Source organism: Moritella dasanensis ArB 0140, from assembly GCF_000276805.1.
GTDB lineage: Bacteria > Pseudomonadota > Gammaproteobacteria > Enterobacterales > Moritellaceae > Moritella > Moritella dasanensis.
Genome location: NZ_AKXQ01000001.1, coordinates 211,963 through 231,898 on the forward strand (window position 1 = coordinate 211,963; position 19,936 = coordinate 231,898).

18 protein-coding genes are annotated in these 19,936 nt (G+C 43.2%); 5 read left to right on the forward strand and 13 right to left on the reverse strand.

What is annotated here, in order from left to right; genetic code table 11:
* Window positions 1–112: 112 nt before the first annotated feature.
* Window positions 113–1,174: an agmatine deiminase family protein gene (locus A923_RS0100930; RefSeq protein ID WP_017219757.1), complete on the forward strand. Its 1,062-nt coding sequence runs from the start codon at window positions 113–115 to the stop codon at window positions 1,172–1,174.
* A 34-nt stretch (window positions 1,175–1,208) separates the two neighbouring features.
* Here A923_RS0100930 and A923_RS0100935 read toward each other — a convergent pair whose 3' ends face one another.
* On the reverse strand, window positions 1,209–2,096 hold the full coding sequence (locus A923_RS0100935) for a LysR family transcriptional regulator (protein ID WP_017219758.1): 888 nt from the start codon (window positions 2,094–2,096) through the stop codon (window positions 1,209–1,211).
* Window positions 2,097–2,207: 111 nt separating this feature from the next.
* The gene (locus A923_RS0100940; RefSeq protein WP_017219759.1) at window positions 2,208–2,456 is read right to left on the reverse strand and encodes a hypothetical protein; all 249 of its coding nucleotides are present in this window, start codon (window positions 2,454–2,456) and stop codon (window positions 2,208–2,210) included.
* A 217-nt stretch (window positions 2,457–2,673) separates the two neighbouring features.
* Here A923_RS0100940 and A923_RS0100945 point away from each other — a divergent pair, with 217 nt between their 5' ends.
* Window positions 2,674–3,423: an electron transfer flavoprotein subunit beta/FixA family protein gene (locus tag A923_RS0100945; RefSeq protein ID WP_017219760.1), complete on the forward strand. Its 750-nt coding sequence runs from the start codon at window positions 2,674–2,676 to the stop codon at window positions 3,421–3,423.
* Window positions 3,424–4,434 carry an electron transfer flavoprotein subunit alpha/FixB family protein gene (locus A923_RS0100950; RefSeq protein ID WP_017219761.1) on the forward strand — a complete coding sequence of 337 codons (1,011 nt, stop codon included), beginning with the start codon at window positions 3,424–3,426 and terminating at the stop codon, window positions 4,432–4,434.
* Between the two features lie 88 nt (window positions 4,435–4,522).
* Here A923_RS0100950 and glgC read toward each other — a convergent pair whose 3' ends face one another.
* Entirely contained in the window at window positions 4,523–5,740 is a 1,218-nt protein-coding gene (gene glgC / locus A923_RS0100955; protein ID WP_017219762.1) for a glucose-1-phosphate adenylyltransferase, read from the reverse strand.
* A gap of 358 nt (window positions 5,741–6,098) precedes the next feature.
* Here glgC and A923_RS0100960 point away from each other — a divergent pair, with 358 nt between their 5' ends.
* Entirely contained in the window at window positions 6,099–6,932 is an 834-nt protein-coding gene (locus A923_RS0100960) for a patatin-like phospholipase family protein (RefSeq protein WP_017219763.1), read from the forward strand.
* A 95-nt stretch (window positions 6,933–7,027) separates the two neighbouring features.
* Window positions 7,028–8,479 carry a catalase gene (locus tag A923_RS0100965; RefSeq protein WP_017219764.1) on the forward strand — a complete coding sequence of 484 codons (1,452 nt, stop codon included), beginning with the start codon at window positions 7,028–7,030 and terminating at the stop codon, window positions 8,477–8,479.
* A gap of 99 nt (window positions 8,480–8,578) precedes the next feature.
* Here A923_RS0100965 and A923_RS0100970 read toward each other — a convergent pair whose 3' ends face one another.
* The 10 genes from A923_RS0100970 to A923_RS0101015 all read right to left on the reverse strand — a co-directional run bounded on the left by A923_RS0100970 (window position 8,579) and on the right by A923_RS0101015 (window position 19,821).
* Window positions 8,579–8,884 (reverse strand): ArsR/SmtB family transcription factor, encoded by a 306-nt coding sequence (locus A923_RS0100970; protein ID WP_017219765.1) that lies wholly within the window; start codon window positions 8,882–8,884, stop codon window positions 8,579–8,581.
* Between the two features lie 6 nt (window positions 8,885–8,890).
* Window positions 8,891–9,322: a YeeE/YedE family protein gene (locus tag A923_RS0100975; RefSeq protein WP_017219766.1), complete on the reverse strand. Its 432-nt coding sequence runs from the start codon at window positions 9,320–9,322 to the stop codon at window positions 8,891–8,893.
* Window positions 9,323–9,335: 13 nt separating this feature from the next.
* On the reverse strand, window positions 9,336–9,764 hold the full coding sequence (locus A923_RS0100980; protein WP_017219767.1) for a YeeE/YedE family protein: 429 nt from the start codon (window positions 9,762–9,764) through the stop codon (window positions 9,336–9,338).
* Window positions 9,765–10,646 carry an MBL fold metallo-hydrolase gene (locus A923_RS0100985; RefSeq protein ID WP_017219768.1) on the reverse strand — a complete coding sequence of 294 codons (882 nt, stop codon included), beginning with the start codon at window positions 10,644–10,646 and terminating at the stop codon, window positions 9,765–9,767. It abuts the gene before it with no gap.
* 120 nt (window positions 10,647–10,766) lie between these two features.
* The gene (locus A923_RS0100990) at window positions 10,767–12,929 is read right to left on the reverse strand and encodes an acetoacetate--CoA ligase (protein ID WP_017219769.1); all 2,163 of its coding nucleotides are present in this window, start codon (window positions 12,927–12,929) and stop codon (window positions 10,767–10,769) included.
* Window positions 12,930–12,936: 7 nt separating this feature from the next.
* Window positions 12,937–13,926, reverse strand: a complete 990-nt coding sequence (locus A923_RS0100995) for a hydroxymethylglutaryl-CoA lyase (protein ID WP_017219770.1) — start codon at window positions 13,924–13,926, stop codon at window positions 12,937–12,939.
* On the reverse strand, window positions 13,926–16,115 hold the full coding sequence (locus tag A923_RS0101000) for an acetyl/propionyl/methylcrotonyl-CoA carboxylase subunit alpha (protein WP_017219771.1): 2,190 nt from the start codon (window positions 16,113–16,115) through the stop codon (window positions 13,926–13,928). The genes A923_RS0100995 and A923_RS0101000 overlap by 1 nt, the downstream gene beginning before the upstream one ends.
* Before the next feature lie 5 nt (window positions 16,116–16,120).
* Window positions 16,121–16,936 carry an enoyl-CoA hydratase-related protein gene (locus tag A923_RS0101005; protein WP_017219772.1) on the reverse strand — a complete coding sequence of 272 codons (816 nt, stop codon included), beginning with the start codon at window positions 16,934–16,936 and terminating at the stop codon, window positions 16,121–16,123.
* 99 nt (window positions 16,937–17,035) lie between these two features.
* Complete coding sequence (locus tag A923_RS0101010) at window positions 17,036–18,643, reverse strand: carboxyl transferase domain-containing protein (protein WP_017219773.1); 1,608 nt, start codon at window positions 18,641–18,643, stop codon at window positions 17,036–17,038.
* A 5-nt stretch (window positions 18,644–18,648) separates the two neighbouring features.
* Window positions 18,649–19,821, reverse strand: a complete 1,173-nt coding sequence (locus tag A923_RS0101015; RefSeq protein ID WP_017219774.1) for an isovaleryl-CoA dehydrogenase — start codon at window positions 19,819–19,821, stop codon at window positions 18,649–18,651.
* Window positions 19,822–19,936 lie beyond the last annotated feature (115 nt).

Consider the following 19,936-nt stretch of genomic DNA (forward strand, 5'->3'; position numbering starts at 1 on the left):
TCGTATAAACGTAAGGTGGTTAGCGGCCAATAATCACCATTACTTTAACTGTGCACAATCTAATAAAATGGTAATAATATTTGTTGGTACGAATTTATTCAGGAGTTTTTGTGTGAGTAAAAATATATTTTCAAAAGATAGCTCTTTATCGATGTTAATGACAATGCCAGAAGAAAATGACGTTCATGAACGAACTTGGATGTCCTTTGTCGCAAATGACCATATATGGTCAAAAAGACAAATTGTTGAAGTGAAAAAGAATTTAGTTTTGATCGCTAACACTATCGCGAAATATGAACCCGTATCGATGCTCGTATCATCGAATGATTATAATGAAGCGATTTCACTATTGGATCAATCTGAGGCTAATAACTACCCAATTGATCTCATTGAGTGTGAGACCGACGATTTATGGCTCAGAGATACAGGACCGATCTTTGTCAAAGACTCTGGTGGCAAAAAATATGGAATTAACTTTAATTTTAACGGCTGGGGGGGAGATCAAAAGCATAGCTTAGATGCTCACGTTGCAGATTTCATAAGTAGCTATACAAACTCTATTATTAAAACATCAAAATTAACTTTAGAGGGAGGGTGTTTTGAAGTAGATGGCGCAGGCACTGCCATTATGACTAAGAGTTGTATTATTAACGGTAATCGTAATCCTGGGATGAGCCAAGAGGAGATTGAATCAGAGTTAAAAGAATTACTTGGACTAAAAAAGATCATCTGGCTGGAGGGGGTTAAAGGTAAGGATATTACCGATGGCCATACTGACTTTTATGCTCGATTTACAAAGCCTGGGGAAGTAATCGTAAGTAGGGATAATGATCGTTATTCATTTGATTATGAGGTAACTCGAAAAAATATTGAGGTATTAAAAAACAGCGAGGATTCCGCTGGCAATAAGTTAAAGATAATTGTCCTCGATACACCTGAAAAAATTAACAAGAAATTTGGTACCCGCGACTTTGCAGCAGGCTATATTGGTTATTACGCCTGTAACAATGCTATCGTGGCACAAAAATTTGGCGATAAAAAAGCAGATGCACGTACGAGAGAAATTTTAGAAGAGGCTTTTCCTGATAGAATAATAGAACAAATCGCTATTGATGGGATAGCTGCAGGTGGTGGTACTATCCACTGTGCAACACAGCAAGAAATAAAGGTCTAAAGGGTGATTCTTAAAAGGGTAAATATTCAAAGCTTTATGCAAGCTGGTGATTGTCTTTAAAGGCTGAGATAACTTGATTACCTTGCGTTGATAAGGTTAATCCATTGTGCCAGCATAATTCGATACGACGGATAATAGCTGCTGGTTCAAAGTCACAAGCTAAAGTGGTCAGGTACTTGCTGGTAATGTCGTTACTGATATAATCTGCGGGTAAAAATGCAAAGCCTTTGCTATTTTTCAACAACGTAGTAAGTAGCTGGATATCTGAAAAAATCGCATAACTGGGGCTAAAACCATCATTCTTTTCATCGCTCTGTAGTTGGTTATTCGATTCGCCTAAAATGAGTTCTCGGTATTGGCTCAGATCGCTCGTGTTCACCATTGATAATGAGGCGAGCGGATGTGCCGGTGCACAAACAAGTACATCTTGGTAATGGCCTAAGCGACAATATTCAAACTGCTGGTGGTGCAGGGTATCAGACTCATGGGTAATGATAATATCGACATCGCCTTTGATTAGCGCTTGCGTTAATTGCTGTTTTTCATCTCGATACACTTCAATACTTAAACTGGGCAAGTCTAATATTAGTGAGAGTGGCTCGATAAAAGCTAAATCAGGCACGTAATTTTCGATACCTATCGTAAGCACCGTCGGCTCATCTTGTGCAATCATCTCGGCACTTTGCACAAACCTATCTAGTTGACTAAGCGTATGTGTGAGATAGGGCAGTAAACGTTCCCCCTCGAGACTTAATGTCGATTTATTGCCACTACGATCAAAAAAGTTAACCCCGAGATCTATTTCAAGGTCTGAGATCCATTGACTTACTTGAGGCTGTTTCTTACCTAGTTTACGTGCGGCAGCAGAAATAGAACCGGTTTCAATGGCCAGTAATAGTGCTTTAAGGTGTAGTGAATTCATAGGATTGGCTAACCGGCATGTTTGAAAGAAGGGCATCACAGGATCTAAACTAACAGTTCAGATCCCGTTACTATTTATGCGGTGATGGATTATGCGTTAAATCGCATGGTATTAATGCTTAGTTTGCACACCGTTACGTACCATTTCTTTACCGTTTTCATAAACTTCGTCAGTCACATAACGTGCTAAAAGTAGACTTTGCTTATCATCAAATACAGCGACAAAGTGGCGACCGTCTTTAGTGTTTGTCGCCATGCCAATACCTTCAACATTTTGTAGACCGAAACCACCGTTTTCAACACTTAATAGGAAACGCTCAAGTTCTGCTAAATTGTCAATGACATCATGTTCGTTATTCATTTTTTAATACTCTTTATTGCTACTCGCTCATACCAAGCAAGCACTTGTTATAATATGGTTGGTACTTTACAGATTATAACCGATGATTTAAAGCCTTGCTGCGCTTTAATCTACGATGTTTAATTATCATCCTTCCAATTTGCCATACCCCATAACACCACTATTCTTAATGCATAACGACATTATTGAATAAACACAAGTATGTCTTGAGGATGCTATGAAGATATTAGTTGCGGTGAAACGGGTTGTCGATCATAAGGTCAACGTTAGGGTAAATGCTAATGAAACCGGCATTGAAACCAGCAATGTAAAAATGGCGATTAATCCATTCTGCGAGATCGCGATTGAACAAGCTGTGCGCTTTAAAGAGCAAGGCTCGGCTGATGAAGTTGTCTTGGTTTGTATCGGCCCCAAAGACGCGGAAGTACAATTGCGGGCAGGGTTAGCCTTAGGCGCCGATCGGGCTATTCTGATCAGAGTAGACGAAGAGGTTCAATCCCTTGATGTGGCAAAATTACTGCACAAAGTCGTACAAGAACAATTGCCAGATTTAGTACTATTGGGTAAACAAGCTATTGATACCGACAACAATCAAACGGGGCAAATGTTAGCGGCGCTCACCGACATGCCGCAAGGTACTTTTGCCTCTGATATCGTTTTCACAGTGCCGAATAAAATCAAAGTCACCCGCGAAGTCGATGGGGGCTTAGTCACATTAGCTTTAAGCTTACCCGCGGTTGTTACTGTCGATTTACGCCTAAATACACCGCGTTATGCCTCGCTGCCTAACATTATGAAAGCGAAACGTAAAATCATCACCGTTATATATCCTGAGAATATTGGGGTGAGCTTATCACCACGGTTAACGACGCTTAAAGTAGAGCCGCCACCAACACGTCAAGCTGGGATTAAAGTGGCAGATGTCGCTGAGCTGGTGGATAAACTACAACAGGCTGGGGTACTTTAAATGGCGATATTGATAGTGGCAGACCATGACAACCATACTATTCATCCTGCGACGTTAAGTGTATTAACCGCAGCCGCAGAGATTGCGACATATACCAATAACAGTGAATTACACTTGCTTATCATGGGGCACGACTGCCAACCGGTTGTGGATATGGCGCAGGGCATAACAGGATTGAGTCAAATACTGGTTGCCGATCATCAAATATACCAATATCCCTTAGCGGAGAACATCGCCCCGTTAATCGCGTCGTTAGTCCAAACGCAAAGCCAGGCGCATGAAGGCGATGGTCAGGGCAAGTATAGTCATATTATTACGTCAGCAGGCACCACAGGTAAAGACTATCAACCACGTGTTGCCGCCTTACTCGATGTCGCGCAGATCTCCGATATAATCAGTGTTGAGTCCGCCGATACTTTTAAGCGACCCATCTACGCAGGAAATGCTATCGCGACGGTACAATCGAGCGACTACCTTCAAGTTATCACTGTACGTAGTAGTGCGTTTGTCGCTGCACCATTAAGCGACTCGTCGTTAAGTAATGGCAACCAAGTAGCTGTTGTTGAGTTAGCAGCGCAAGCAGACAGCGGTAAGTCTGAATTTGTTAACGCGGAGCTAACTCAATCATCACGACCAGAATTAACCACGGCTAAGGTTGTTATTGCTGGTGGTCGGGGGATGCAAAACGCCGAAAACTTTGCCTTGCTCGATGCATTGGCCGATCAGCTTAACGCGGCTGTTGGTGCGAGCCGTGCTGCGGTAGATGCAGGGTTTGTGGCTAATGATTTACAAATCGGGCAAACAGGTAAGATCGTTGCCCCCGATTTGTATATTGCTGTGGGCATATCAGGTGCAATCCAACACATTGCTGGTATCACTGGCAGTAAGGTGATTGTTGCTGTTAATAGTGATGCAGATGCACCCATTTTTGATGTCGCAGACTACGGTTTAGTCGCAGACTTATTTGACGTATTGCCTGTCTTAACAGAAGTGTTAAAAGCGAAAGACTAGCTATCATTTTTATAAACGATAGCAGAGGTTTACATCAACAATTGTTGTGGCGAAATAGGAATAATCGCCCAAATACTAGTAAATACGATTATTCAAACTGATAATCGCCAGATACGACAACCACGCCACGTTCTGAAATAGTGAAACGAGCGGCGTCTTCAACGGCATTAATACCAATTTGTGTTCTTGGTGGGATCTTAACATGCTTGTCGATAATGCAGTTCTGCAATTGGCAGAATTCGCCGACTTCAACGTCATCAAACAGGATACTGGCTGACACTGTCGCCCCGTCATAGATCTTCACATTTGATGACAGTACTGAATTTTGTACAGATCCGCCTGCAATCAGCACACCACTGGAAATAAGTGAGTTAATAAATATACCTTCATTACCGCTATCTGATGATGTAGTTCTTGCAGGTGGTAACTGTGGCTCATAAGTTCTTATTGCCCAATCACGTTGATATAAATCGATGGGTGAAACTGGTTGCAATAGATCCATATTGGCTTGGTATAACGAGTCGATAGTACCCACATCACGCCAGTAAGCATCTTCCGTTACACGTCCTGTTGAACCGCCAAATTGATGGGCGTAGACTTTCTCTTTATCAATCAGTCTTGGAATAATATCTTGACCAAAATCATGATTAGAATTTGGATTTTCAGCATCGAGTTCTAGCGCATCGACTAATGCATCGGTAGTGAAAATATAGATCCCCATTGACGCTAAACTCTTTTCTGAATCATTAGGTAGTGGCGCTGGTTGTGCTGGTTTCTCTGCAAATGCGACGATCCGCTGGTTATCATCTACTGCCATCACCCCAAAGCTTGAGGCTTCTGCAATCGGAACTTCCATACACGCGATACTTAAATCCGCACCGGTTTCTTTATGGCGCTGCAGCATCGGGGCGTAATCCATGCGGTAAATATGATCGCCAGAAAGCACCACTACATACTTGGCTTCGCTACGTGATAATAACCATAAGTTTTGATAAATAGCATCGGCAGTGCCGCTATACCATTTATCCCCTTTACGCATTTGCGGTGGCACCACTGTAATGTATTCACCCAATTCAGGGTTGAAGATAGACCAGCCATCACGCAGATGTTTCTGTAATGAATGAGATTTATATTGGGTCAGTACCAGAATACGTCTTAGACCAGAATGCAGGCAATTAGTTAAGGTAAAGTCGATGATTCGATATTTTCCACCGAAAGGCACCGCGGGTTTTGCTCTGTTATCGGTGAGCGGGGCAAGGCGTGAACCCATGCCTCCTGCGAGGACTACCGTTAATGTATCTTGCATATTTCAATCACTCCATAATTGTTTTTATTCAATTAGTTACGGGTCTGTATTTGGTACCTGTATCAATAATAGCGGTTAAATAAAATTTTATCCGCTATTTACAACTCTTTACAACGTTTAAAAGATCTATCAATTTTCACGCCAAAAGTTAACCATCTGAAATATGGATGTATTTATAAGTGGGTAGGTTTTGTTTCACCATAATAGTGCGGAGTCACGTATCCACCACACCAAAGTGGTGCGAATGTAACAAATTAGGAACGATAGTTTTAAACTATCAAAATATTCGGTTTAATCACTTTTCCTTTATTATAAAACTACTATATTCTTTATACATTGATTTGATAAGGAATGACCAATGCAAAAAAGAGCGATAATAGTTGAAGGTGGTGGTATGCGCGGTATTTTTGCCAGCGGTGTATTGGATGCTTTTATGGAACAACATTATTTGCCTTATGACTTTGCTATTGGTGTTTCGGCTGGGGCATCTAACTTGATTGGTTACTTGGCTAACGCCCCACAACGTAGCTTCAATGTGATCACGACGATGGCCACAGATAAGGCCTTTTTTAATCCTGTTCGTTTTGCTAAAGGTGGCAACCTTGTCGATGTAAAATGGTTATGGGAGACATCTGTCGAACGTTATCCGATTAATCATGAAACGTTATTTAACAGTATCCCGATGTACGCCGCAGTAACTAACGTCGATACAGGGCATGCTGATTACCATCGCATTCAGCCTGATACATTAGCCAATGTACTTGAAGCGACGACAGCATTACCGATTGCTTATCGTGATACGCCTTGCTTTTCAGGTGGCTGCTATACTGATGGAGGTGTTGCCGACTCGATACCCGTTCGCAAAGCATATCGACTTGGTGCGCGTGATATTACCGTCGTCCTGTCCCATCCACTGAGTTATAAAAAACAAACAATTAAATATCCATGGTTGGTTAAAACACTATTCTCACAACACCCTAATATCGCCAAATCAATGTTGGTGAGAGCCAGTAATTATAACGACTCTCTCGAATTTATTAACAACCCACCAAGTGATTTAACAATTCGAGTCATTGCGCCTCCAGAACAGTTTGCAGTTAAACGATTAACAATGAATCAAGCCACCCTAAACAAAGGTTATTTGATGGGGAAGGATGCAGGCCAGAACCATATACAAAAGACGTCGAATTAAAGTCGTACAAGTAATACAAGCAGCAAAGAATAAAGTAAGCGAAAGCAATCAAGTTGGTTTCTAAGTTCATAAATAACATAGAGAAGGAATTAATGATGAGTAAAAAATTAACCACAGCAGCAGGTTGTCCTGTTGCTCACAATCAAAATGTTCAAACCGCAGGCAAAAGAGGTCCACAATTACTTCAAGACGTGTGGTTTTTAGAAAAGCTCGCGCATTTTGATAGAGAAGTGATTCCCGAACGTCGTATGCACGCCAAGGGTTCTGGCGCTTATGGCACCTTTACCGTGACGCATGATATTACGCAATTTACCAAAGCCAAGATATTCTCTGAAATAGGTAAAAAAACTGAGCTATTCACCCGTTTTAGTACCGTAGCTGGTGAACGTGGCGCTGCAGATGCCGAGCGTGATATCCGTGGTTTTTCCATGAAGTTTTATACCGAAGAAGGTAACTGGGATTTAGTCGGTAACAATACGCCAGTATTCTTCTTACGCGATCCACTTAAATTTCCCGATCTAAATCATGCAGTTAAACGCGATCCTAGAACCAACATGCGTAGTGGGAAAAACAACTGGGACTTTTGGACATCATTACCTGAAGCTTTACATCAAGTCACGATTGTAATGAGTGATCGTGGTATTCCAGCCTCGTATCGTCATATGCACGGATTTGGTAGCCATACGTTCAGTTTTATTAACAGTGATAATGAACGTTTCTGGGTTAAATTTCACTTTGAATCACAGCAAGGTATTAAGAACTTAACCGATGCTGAATCAGAAATACTGGTTGGTACAGACAGAGAAAGCCATCAACGTGATCTACTCGAAAGTATTGATAATCGTGACTTCCCTAAGTGGACGATGAAAGTACAAATTATGCCAGAAGACGATGCATCGAAAGTCGCTTATAACCCTTTTGATTTGACTAAGGTTTGGCCGCATGGCGATTATCCACTGATTGAAGTCGGTGAATTCGAGCTAAACCGTAATCCTGAGAACTATTTTTCTGAAGTCGAGCAAGCTGCGTTTAATCCAGCAAATGTTGTACCTGGTATCAGTTTCTCTCCGGATAAAATGCTACAAGGCCGCTTATTCTCGTATGGTGATGCACAACGTTATCGTTTAGGGGTTAATCACAGTAGTATCCCGGTAAATGCACCGCGTTGTCCGGTACACAGTTATCACCGCGATGGTGCGATGCGTGTTGATGGCAACTATGGTAGCACGGTGGGGTATGAACCAAATGATCAAGGTGAATGGGCTGAACAACCTGATTTCTCTGAGCCACCGTTGAGTTTAGATGGCGCGGCAGCACATTGGGATCACCGTGAAGATGATGATTACTTTAGCCAACCAGGTGATCTGTTCCGATTAATGACCTCAGAGAAGCAAGCTGTATTGTTTGATAATACCGCGCGTAATATCGGCGGTGTACCTGAAGAAATTCAGTTACGACATTTGCGCCATTGTTTCAAAGCCGATCCTGCTTATGCGCATGGTATTGCTAAACTACTTGGTATTGATGCAAGTAAATATCAAAATTAGGCATTAGGTTGGTTTAGATCTTAAAAGCTTAAAAGCAAAAAGGGTGCAAATATTTGCACCCTTTTTTATCGTTATCTTTTAAAGCGAAGCTACAAAGGCTTAATCACAAAAGATGTCGTGCAATACGTTAATCACTTTTGTTACGTTACCATCATCTAGTTGATAGAAGATAGTCTGCGCTTCACGGCGTGTTTTCACGTATTTCTCACGCCTTAGCCAAGCCAGATGTTGCGATAACGTCGATTGCGGGATAGGTATTAATTCATTAAGCGCTGATACGGACAGTTCACCTTGCTGTAATAAGCACAATATCATTAAGCGATGCTTGTTACTTAATGCTTTCATCAGTGATTCAGCTTTAGAGGCGTTTTGCTCTAATCGCTCAATGCTCATTTGTTCAGTCATAGTTAATCAATCTTTTGGCTTTGATAGCGCTATATTAACATAGTTAGAAATATACATCCCCAGCACCATCGCAAATATAAAGGCAATAATCTTAGGATCACCAGCGGAGACATTAACAATCGCGGGTCCTGGACAAATACCTGAAATACCCCAACCGATACCAAATAATCCTGCGCCAATGATGAGTGGGCGATCTATTAATGTTTTCAGCGGTAGGCTAAATTCGTTGGCAAATAACGGCTGCTTTAACATTTTCTTCAAGATCTGATAAACAGGGATAAAAAGTAATAACGCTGATCCCATGACCAAGGCCAAACTTGGATCCCAATCACCAGTAATATCAAGGAAGTTGAATATTTTATTGGGGTTTACCATCTGCGAGACAATTAAGCCAATACCAAATAAGATACCGCTGAACAAGGCTATAAATAATTTCATTCTTTATCCTAACTTATACTGTCGATGACAAAAGGTTGTTGACGATAAACACAGTAATCACCGCTGTGCTCATAAAGATGATAGTGGCGACGAGTGAACGTACTGAAAGGCGACCGATACCACAGATCCCATGGCCACTGGTACAACCGGAACCAACACGCGTACCGATACCCACAAGCAAGCCGCCGATGATAATCGCAGACCAACTCACATCGATGCTGCTAGGTAGTGAAAATCCTAAAAAATGCGCAAAGAAAGGACTTATCACTAGGCCGAGAATAAATAATCCCCGCCAGTATTCACTGGGTGATTTGATGTTTTTTAAATTGTAAAAAATACCGGAAATACCACTGAGCTTACCGATACCAAAGAGCATGAATAAAGCGGAAATGGATAAAACCAGACCGCCTAAAATTGAATCTAAAATAGTTAACTGCGTCATTTATTTACTCTCAGCTGGTGGTGTATAAACAGGTATTTTGAAAAATACTTGCTTGCGTTTATTTTCTTGAGGTAGTCGTCCTGCTTTAATATTAACTTGCAGTGCCGGGTATAACAGTTTGGGTACGGCCAAGCTTTTATCACGAGTCTGTCTAATCGCGACAAAGTCATCCTGGCTGACATCATCACGTATATGGATATTCGATTTTTTACTTTCTGCCACTGTGGTTTGAAATTGCAATTCTCTGCCGTTTGGTTGGTAATCATGGCACACCCAAAGCTTGGTATTGTCTGGCAGTGAGTAGATCTGCATGATGCTCTGGTATAATTCTGTAGCCGAGCCGCCAGGGAAGTCACAACGAGCAGAACCGCTATCTGGCATGAATAAGGTATCGCCAGTAAATGCATTATCTTCGATGAGATACGTGACGCTGTCTTTAGTATGTCCTGGTGTTTCAATAACCTTGATGGCGACATCACCAAGATGAAGTGTTTCATTGTGGTGAAGCAGTACGTCAAATTCTTCACCTGAGACTGAAACTTCGTCATCATTGAAGCCAAAGATATCCTTAAACACCCGCTGTGCTTGAGTGATGTTTTTTCCTATCGCAATTTTACCACCAAGCTGTGCTCTTAAATAATGTGCTGCTGATAGATGATCGGCATGGGCATGCGTTTCAAAAATCCATTGCAGCGTTAACTTGTGGTCTTTGACAAATTCAATTTGAGCATTAGCAAAATGAAAAGCAATATTGCCTGAGTTATTTTCATAATCGATAGCACTGTCAATGATTGCAGCTTTGAGGCTCTGCGGATCATAGAGCAGGTAACTGATAGTAAAAGTATCATGATGAAAAAATGGTTTAATAATAATGGCAGACATCTTAAGCTCCTCAAGACCGTTTATTACAACTACTCATGATTAAACATCGTACATTGTAAATATACGATATACAAGTGGTGATATAAATGATTTGTGAATAACGGCGTAGAAATAGGGACACTATTTACATTGTAGTTCAGCTAAATGAGCAAACAAGGTCAATGCTTCAGGATTGGCGAGGGCATCTTTGTTTGTTACTGATATACCGTGTACGACGTTACGCACCGCGAGTTCGACGATCTTACCACTGATGGTTTTGGGGATATCTGCTACAGCGATGATTTTAGCAGGCACGTGTCTTGGTGTAGTATTGGTGCGAATGACTTGTTTGATTTGACTGATTAATTGGCTATCTAATTCAACACCTGCAGATAAACGGACAAACAAGATCACCCGTACATCATCACGCCACTGTTGACCAATCGCAATGGACTCTTGGATCGCAGGCAGCTTTTCAACTTGTCGGTATATTTCAGCAGTACCAATACGCACACCTCCCGGGTTTAATACCGCATCAGAGCGGCCGTGGATGATCACACCTATCTGTTTGATAGAGATGTCGGTACTTTTTTTAATACCACTATCTGCTACTGATTCGCTTTTATTTTCGATAGGTTTGACTAGCTCAGGGTTGGGATTAATATAATGGTAAATCAGCTCACCGTAATCACCGTGCGCCCAAATATTATGGAAACGTGAAAAATAAGCGTCATGATATTTACGATCATCGGGATCTTGCCAAAACCCCGTTGGCATTGATGGGAAAGGTTGTCGGCAGACCAAGTCACCTTGCATAAACGCCACGTCCATACCTAACCCTATGCATTGCAGCTCACCACGGTATACAGGTAAGGTCGGCATGCCTAACATAAAGCAGGAGATAATATCGGTACCGCCACAGATACTGGACAGGCAAACATCCTGTTTAATATGTTGATAAATGTAATCAAAACTTTCATGGGATAAAGTCGATCCCGTGGATAACATAGTTTTCAAATTGCTGAGTTTGTAAGTTTCAGCAGGACGTAATTTCGCTTTATCACAGGCTGAATAATATTTGGCACTGGCACCAAAAATAGACACTTTTTCGGTGTCTGCCAATTCAAAAAGTACTTGTTTGTGGGGGTAAAAAGGCGAGCCGTCAAACAAAACTAAGGTTGCGCCCTGCGATAAACTGCTCACTAGCCAATTCCACATCATCCAACCACACGTGGTGTAATAAAAAATGCGGTCATCAATTTGTACATCGGTATGTAACGCCAGTTCTTTAGCATGTTGTAATAGGGTACCACCAACACTGTGGACGATACATTTTGGCATGCCCGTTGTGCCTGAGGAATAGAGGATATACAAGGGGTCTGCAAAAGCCGTCGCTTCGAAGCTTAAGGAGCGTGGGATCGCCGCACAAAAATGTCGCCAGTGACAGACCGTAGTTTTATCTAGTATGGATGGCGTTACGTTTGCTTGCGTCTGTATGTCTACGTCTAGCGCTAAATAAGGAATTATAACGAGCTGTGTTAAGTCTGGTAGGACGTTGGCGATCGCATTCACTTTTTCGCGAATATCGATCTGCTTACCGGCGTAGTGATAACCGTTACAGGCGAATAATAACTGAGGTCTAATTTGAATAAATCGGTCAAGCACACCCTGATGACCAAAGTCAGGCGAGCAAGATGACCAGATAGCGCCAATGCTAGTGGTCGCGAGCATGGCAATAATCGCTTCGCTGCAGTTTGGTAATAAACCCGCTACGCGATCGCCTTTTACAATGCCTAATTCGCGCATAGCAGCTGCAACGCGCGTGACTTCATCCCGTAATTGTTGATAGCTGAGTTGCGTTCGCTGGCCATCTTCACGACAGCAGATGATGGCCAACTTGTCTGGATTGACGCTATCTTGGTCATTAGCTGAGTAATGGCTACAATTCGTTGAAACATGATTTTTATTAATAGATATAGACTTTTTATTAATAGAAAAAACAGTTGGAAACAACAGGTTTTCAGCGAAGTTTAATGTCGAATCAGGAAACCATTGGCAATGATAAAAACAGTCATTTTTGACAAAAACACGCTTAAGGTTAAAGTTACCTTTGAAGTTAAAAAAGTGTACTAGCGAGCACCAGAATACCGCTGTATTGTCGATACTCCATTGATGCAATTGTTGGTAATGGACAAACGTCAGGCTGTATTCCAAACGTAGAAATTGCAGGTAACGGGTGATGTTACTGTTATCAATACGGGCTTGGCTTGGTGTCCAGATTGGATCTGTTGATTGCGCTGCCATCATCACCTCATATTAATGATTGAAATCGAGCTTGGGCAGTTGGGTAGGCTAACGCTACTTTAGAGCCATTAGCGCGGTTTAAACGTTGGCAAATAAAATTACCGGCGGCAATTAATTCATTCAAATCAACGCCAGATTCGATGCCTAAACCATTGAGCATATACACCACATCTTCGGTAGCGACATTACCCGATGCGCCTTGGGCATAAGGACAACCGCCTAAACCAGCGACAGCACTGTCGATAACGTGAATGCCTAATTGTAATGCTGCATAAATATTAGCGAGTGCTTGGCCATAGGTATCATGAAAATGCACGGCTAAATTATTGATAGGCACGTGCTGACTGACGGCGTTAATCATGGCTTTGACCGCTTCAGGCGTGCCAACGCCGACGGTATCGCCAAGGCTTATTTGATAACACCCCATATCGTGTAATTGTTGGGCGACTTTCGCGACTTTATTGATACTGATATAACCTTCGTAGGGGCAACCAAGGGTACAAGATATATAACCGCGTACGGGTAAGCCAGCTGCGAGTGCTTGTGTTACGACGGGTTCAAATTGGCGTAACGACTCGCTAATAGAGCAGTTAATATTTTTACGACTAAAGCTTTCTGATGCTGAACCGAATATGGCTATTTCGTCGACGTTTGCAGATATTGCAGCATTCAAACCAATTAAGTTAGGTGTTAACGCAGAATAAGTAACGCCGTGACTACGCTTTATTCGTTGGAAAAGCTCACTGCTATTGGCCATTTGTGGTACCCATTTCGGTGACACAAAACTACCGGATTCGATCATGGTTAAACCTGTGTGGCTAAGCATATTCACCAGAGATACTTTATCATTTAGGCTTACTTCAATTTCATTTTGTAGGCCGTCACGCGGGCCGACTTCGACAATTTTAACTTTATCAGGCAGCTGACTTATTTTTTCAGAGGGTTGATTGCCTTTGGCTGATAAGTGCTTCACGTTTGTTGGAATGAGAGACGCCATTAGGCCTGTTCCTTGTTATCAAGAATGAGAGAAGGGGTTAACTGTATTAATTCAGCACCATCTTCAACCATGTCACCTTCTTGATAAAACACGGTGGTAATTGTGCCTGCTACCGGCGCGTTTATATTGCACTCCATCTTCATCGCTTCCATCACGACTAAAGGTTCGCCTGCGTCGACAACTTGATCGACTTGGCACAGCACACTAACGATAACGCCATTCATTGGAGCGGTTATTTTTGTTTCCAGTTCAGTATCAATACTAGTTGGTAAGACGTTTTTTTGCATAGTCGTTTGGCGAAACAATACGGTACTGCGAGCAGCATAAAACACCGTGATTTGAGACTGCGAGATATCGACCGTTGCCTTAATTCGATGACCATCAATAAATGCTGTGAGTTGAGGACCATCGAGTTCGCCGTGGATCTGGTGATCTTGCTGCTGCTTTTTATGCTTTTGCTTTTGATTATTGTGATGAAAGTGGTCATTAATTTGCACTTGATAGCCTTGAGCCAAGGTTGTAAAGCTAAGGCTGTATTGCTGCTCTTGATCCTCTTTGATATCAAGGTGATGGCTGTTATTCGATATCGTTAATTTAACGGTGTTGATAGCAGGTTGATTTAAACGCCAGCCTGTTGTTTGCGCCCAAGGGGAATTCATATCCTGATTGGTGTTATGCATTGCTGGGTGTGGTGTATTTATCACATCAAGTTGTGGTGTTGACTGCTGTTGCAGTTGTAAAGCGAGCCCTGCCAGGAGTAAAACGTAGTTAATATTGACCGGTGTTGGTACTAAATCTGCTGCATGGGTGAGTAAAAAATCAGTGTTCAGCGCTGCGCGTTGTAATGCGGGCACTTGTGATAGTTGGGTTAGGAATCCAATGTTAGTTTTAATACCGGCAATCTTATAATCAGATAACGCGGCTTGCAGACGAGTAATAGCTAAATCGCGAGTATGATCCCAGACGATTAACTTGGCAATCATGGGGTCGTAATACGGGCTGATCTCATCGCCTTCAATAACACCAGTATCAATACGTACATGTTCAGATATGTTTGGTTGACTTAAGTATGTGATTTTGCCGCTAGCAGGCATGAAATCATGCTCGGTGTCCTCGGCATAAATACGTACTTCGATAGCATGACCACTGATTTTAACTTGTGTTTGAGTCAGTGGTAATGGCGCGTCATTGGCAATATGCAGTTGCCATTCGACTAAGTCTAATCCCGTGATCATCTCGGTGACGGGATGTTCGACTTGTAAGCGGGTATTCATCTCCATGAAATAGAATAGACCTTGTTCGTCGTATAAGAATTCGACTGTGCCAGCGCCTTGATAATCGATAGCTTGAGCGGCTGCTACCGCGGCTTCTCCCATGGCGATTTGTGTTACCAGCGGTAATGCGGGGGCGGGGGCTTCTTCGAGTATCTTTTGATGGCGGCGTTGAATCGAGCAATCGCGCTGAGACAGGTAAATACAGTTACCGTGGTTGTCGCTGAATATTTGAATTTCGACGTGCCGAGTCTTGGTTAAGTAGCGCTCAATAAGCATGTCGTCATTACCAAAACTGGCCATTGCCTCTCGTTTGGTTGCGGCGAGTGCTTGGCTAAATTCTTCGGGGTGATGGACAATACGCATGCCTTTACCACCGCCGCCATATACCGCTTTGAGTAGTTGTGGGTAACCCACTTTAAGCGAGTGCTGCTTTAATGTTTTTTCATCTTGGGCTTTACCATGATAACCGGGTATAAGTGGCACATCGGCGGTCGCCATAATCGCTTTGGCCGCACTTTTACTGCCCATTGTGGTGATGGCCTCAACACTTGGGCCAATGAAGATTAATCCTTGTTGGGCGCAGGCCTGGGCGAATGCTGCGTTTTCGGATAAAAAACCATAACCGGGATGAATAGCTTGTACGTTGGCTTGCTGGGCAATAGTGAGTATGCGTTGGCTATTAAGGTAAGATTCTGTCGCGGGTGCAGGTCCTAAATAAAATGCTTCATCGGCCATTTTTACATGCAGTGCGTTACTGTCTGCCGCAGAATAAATGGCCACACATTTGATACCCAATCGCTGCGCTGTTGTTATTATGCGGCAGGCTATTTCACCGCGATTAGCGATAAGCAGTTTGTTAAACTGTTTATTCGAGTGTTTGTTAAAGTGTACTGGCAGTGAGACCTGATGCGACATAAGCGTTATTCCTTGGTCCAGTCGGGTTTACGCTTACTCAGAAATGCATCTAAGCCTTCCTGTGCTTCGTTCGATACCCGAATTGCAGCGATACGTTGACTGGTATCGGCAATTAATCCGTCGTTAATGGCTTGGTTATTAATGTCGTGAAGCAGTGATTTTATGGCTTGCATCGCAGCGGGACTATTGTTGAGTAGGTTATCAATGAAAGGCGCTGCGATTGTATCTAAATTATCACCAAGGTGGTGAACCAACCCATATTGAAGGGCTTGTGCTGCGCTAAAATGTTCACCGGTTAAGCAATAGCGACGAGCTTGTCTCACTCCCATCGCCGCCACAAGGTAAGGGCTTATCACCGCTGGAATAAGGCCTATTTTCACTTCACTCAAGCAGAATTTTGCTGTTGATGTTGCCAGTGCAATATCGCAACAGGCCACCAGACCTATTGCACCACCAAAGCAAGCGCCTTGTACAAGGGCAATTGTGGGTTTGGGGAATTGGTTTAGCTTGTCCATCAGTTTGGCTAATTTCCCTGCGTCAGCGAGGTTTTCTTGATAACCTAATGTGACGACATCTTTCATCCAGTGTATATCCGCACCGGCACAGAAGTGTTCGCCTTGGGCGCGCAATAGCAAGATGCGCACAGCGAGATCATGTTCTAATACCGTGAGCGTTGTTAACAGATGATTAATGGTGTCGACGTTAAACGCATTGCGTACCTGGGGTCGTGTCAGGGTGATTGTGGCGATACCGCGATCATCAACAGCCGTGTGGAAGTGTTCTGCATTGATAATGTTTAACTGCTCTGATTTTGTTGTCATTCATGGTTCCTAACGTGGTTGGTAACCTAGCGTGATTATTGATTATTGATTATTGATTATTGATTATTGATTATTGATAGGTGATTAGGTTTATTGACACTACATTCTAAAAATACCAAATTGGGTATCGGCAATAGGCGCGTTGAGTGCGGCTGATATTGCTAAACCCAGTACTTGTCTTGTTTGTAAGGGGTCGATAATGCCGTCGTCCCACAAGCGTGCACTGGCATAATAAGGGTCGCCTTGGGTTTCATACTGCTTAACAATAGGCGCTTTGAACTCGGCTTCTTCTTCTGCTGTCATGGTTTTATTATTACGGGCTAAGCCGTCTTTTTTAACTTGGCTGAGCACACTCGCGGCTTGTTCTCCACCCATGACCGAAATTCTGGCATTCGGCCATATCCATAACAAGGTGGGATCGTACGCGCGACCGCACATACCGTAATTACCGGCACCATAACTGCCGCCAATAATGACCGTAAATTTGGGTACTTGAGCACAAGATACTGCGGCCACCATTTTCGCCCCATGTTTGGCGATACCTTCCGCTTCGTATTTTTTACCCACCATAAAGCCAGTGATATTTTGCAGGAATACTAATGGGATCTTTCGTTTGCAACACAGTTGAATAAAATGCGCGCCTTTTTGGGCCGATTCCGAGAATAACACCCCGTTATTGGCGATGATGCCAACAGGATAACCATGAATCCGCGCAAATCCACACACCAATGTAGCCCCGTAATACTGCTTAAATTCATCCAATTCAGAGTTATCTACAATTCGAGCAATGACTTCTTTAACATCGAACTGCTTTTTTAAATCCGTGCCGACAATACCGTATAATTCTAGGCTGTCGAATAGTGGTGGGGCACTGGGATACACCGTTAAATCGGGCCGTTTGAGGTGATTAATATTAGCGATAGCTTGGCGTACAAGTTGTAATGCGTGGGCATCATCTTGGGCATAATGATCGGCAACCCCCGATATTTTACAGTGCACATCAGCGCCGCCGAGTTCTTCGGCACTGACTTCTTCACCGGTAGCCGCTTTGACCAGCGGTGGACCTGCTAAAAAGATAGTACCTTGTTGTTTTACAATAATCGACTCATCAGCCATTGCTGGCACATAGGCACCTCCAGCAGTACATAAGCCCATAACCGAAGCGATTTGTGGAATGCCTTTGGCGGACATGTTGGCTTGATTAAAGAAGATACGGCCAAAGTGGTCACGGTCGGGAAACACTTCATCTTGTCGGGGTAAAAACGCACCGCCAGAGTCGACTAAATAGATGCAGGGTAGGCAACAGCGTTCGGCAATTTCTTGGGCGCGTAAATGTTTTTTTACCGTGAGGGGGTAATAAGTACCACCTTTAACCGTGGCATCGTTAGCGATGATCATGCATTCAATGCCATTTACACGACCGATACCAGCCACCACACCCGCAGCTGGTACGGCATCGTCATAATACTGCCAAGCCGCAAATTGACCGAGTTCGAGTAATGGCGAACCGGGATCTAATAACGCATCAATACGCTCGCGAGCCAGCATTTTGCCTCGGGCTAAATGCCGTTGTTGCGCTATTTCGCCACCGCCTTGTTTTACTTGCTCAATATTGCTTTCGAGTTGCTGAACAAGAGCCTGCATAGCCTGTTGTTTTGCCACAAAAGTCGGGTGTTTGATGTTAAGCGCCGTGCCAATTTTAGCCATGTTCGCTATCCTCTTGATTCGTTAAACAGTTCACGACCAATAAGCATTCTGCGCATTTCTGATGTACCTGCACCAATTTCATAGAGCTTAGCATCTCGGAGTAACCGGCCTGCCGCGTACTCATTGCTATAGCCATTTCCGCCTAATAATTGGATTGCATCGAGTGCCATTTTCGTCGCTAGTTCAGCACAATATAAGATCACTCCTGCGCAATCCTTACGACTGGCGTCTCCGTTATCACAGGCACGGGCCACTGCGTAGGTATAACATTTGGCGGCATTCATCTGGCTGTACATATCGGCAATTTTGGCTTGTACCAGTTGGAATTCACCAATGGCTTTACCGAATTGCTGGCGCTGGTGGATATAGGGCACAACCAGATCCATACAGGCATCCATGATCCCCAGTGGACCTCCGGTTAATACCAGGCGTTCGTAATCAAGCCCACTCATGAGCACTTGCACGCCTTTATTTAATTCGCCCAAGATATTCGCTTTGGGTACTCGGCAGTGTTGAAATACTAACTCGCAAGTATTGGAACCGCGCATACCGAGCTTATCGAGTTTTTGTGCTTGGCTAAATCCAGCAAAGCTGCGTTCAATGATAAAAGCAGTAATACCGTGGCTGTTTAATTCAGGGGCTGTTTTGGCGTAAACAATATAAGTACTGGCTTCGGGACCATTGGTGATCCACATTTTATTGCCATTTAGCACATAGTCATCGCCGTCTAATTGCGCACTTAGCTTCATTGATATCACGTCAGAACCGGCGTTAGGCTCGGTCATGGCAAGTGCACCCACGTGTTCGCCGCTGATGAGCTTGGGTAGGTACTGTTGTTTTTGTTGTTTATTGCCATGTCGGTAAATTTGATTTACGCAGAGGTTTGAATGGGCACCATAACTGAGCCCGACCGAGGCTGAAGCGCGACTTATTTCCTGCATCGCAACGACGTGGGCGAGGTAGCTCATGTTAACGCCGCCATATTCTTCGCTGATGGTGATACCCAATAATCCCATATCACCAAACTTGCGCCACATATCAGCTGGAAACAAATTGTCTTTATCGATTTGCGCTGCGCGAGGTGCTATTTCATCTTCGGCAAACGCCGCGACACTGTCGCGCAGTAGATCGATTGTTTCACCGAGGGCGAAGTTAAGTGAGGTATAGGAATTAGGCATCTACTTTCCTTATTCGGGACACTATGACGAACGACTACAGTTAGAGTTAGTCAAGAATATTACTGAATTGGCGAATTAATCTTGTCTTTCATTAGTTTGAGTATGGTCGTTAACG

Bases quoted from the DNA above. Each gene is read 5' to 3' on its own strand.
- A923_RS0100935 (WP_017219758.1), bottom strand. From the start codon at position 2,096: ATGAATTCACTACACCTTAAAGCACTATTACTGGCCATTGAAACCGGT.
- A923_RS0100940 (WP_017219759.1), bottom strand. From the start codon at position 2,456: ATGAATAACGAACATGATGTCATTGACAATTTAGCAGAACTTGAGCGT.
- A923_RS0100945 (WP_017219760.1), top strand. From the start codon at position 2,674: ATGAAGATATTAGTTGCGGTGAAACGGGTTGTCGATCATAAGGTCAAC.
- A923_RS0100950 (WP_017219761.1), top strand. From the start codon at position 3,424: ATGGCGATATTGATAGTGGCAGACCATGACAACCATACTATTCATCCT.
- glgC (WP_017219762.1), bottom strand. From the start codon at position 5,740: ATGCAAGATACATTAACGGTAGTCCTCGCAGGAGGCATGGGTTCACGC.
- A923_RS0100960 (WP_017219763.1), top strand. From the start codon at position 6,099: ATGCAAAAAAGAGCGATAATAGTTGAAGGTGGTGGTATGCGCGGTATT.
- A923_RS0100965 (WP_017219764.1), top strand. From the start codon at position 7,028: ATGAGTAAAAAATTAACCACAGCAGCAGGTTGTCCTGTTGCTCACAAT.
- A923_RS0100970 (WP_017219765.1), bottom strand. From the start codon at position 8,884: ATGACTGAACAAATGAGCATTGAGCGATTAGAGCAAAACGCCTCTAAA.
- A923_RS0100975 (WP_017219766.1), bottom strand. From the start codon at position 9,322: ATGAAATTATTTATAGCCTTGTTCAGCGGTATCTTATTTGGTATTGGC.
- A923_RS0100980 (WP_017219767.1), bottom strand. From the start codon at position 9,764: ATGACGCAGTTAACTATTTTAGATTCAATTTTAGGCGGTCTGGTTTTA.
- A923_RS0100985 (WP_017219768.1), bottom strand. From the start codon at position 10,646: ATGTCTGCCATTATTATTAAACCATTTTTTCATCATGATACTTTTACT.
- A923_RS0100990 (WP_017219769.1), bottom strand. From the start codon at position 12,929: ATGGCAGCGCAATCAACAGATCCAATCTGGACACCAAGCCAAGCCCGT.
- A923_RS0100995 (WP_017219770.1), bottom strand. From the start codon at position 13,926: ATGGCGTCTCTCATTCCAACAAACGTGAAGCACTTATCAGCCAAAGGC.
- A923_RS0101000 (WP_017219771.1), bottom strand. From the start codon at position 16,115: ATGTCGCATCAGGTCTCACTGCCAGTACACTTTAACAAACACTCGAAT.
- A923_RS0101005 (WP_017219772.1), bottom strand. From the start codon at position 16,936: ATGACAACAAAATCAGAGCAGTTAAACATTATCAATGCAGAACACTTC.
- A923_RS0101010 (WP_017219773.1), bottom strand. From the start codon at position 18,643: ATGGCTAAAATTGGCACGGCGCTTAACATCAAACACCCGACTTTTGTG.
- A923_RS0101015 (WP_017219774.1), bottom strand. From the start codon at position 19,821: ATGCCTAATTCCTATACCTCACTTAACTTCGCCCTCGGTGAAACAATC.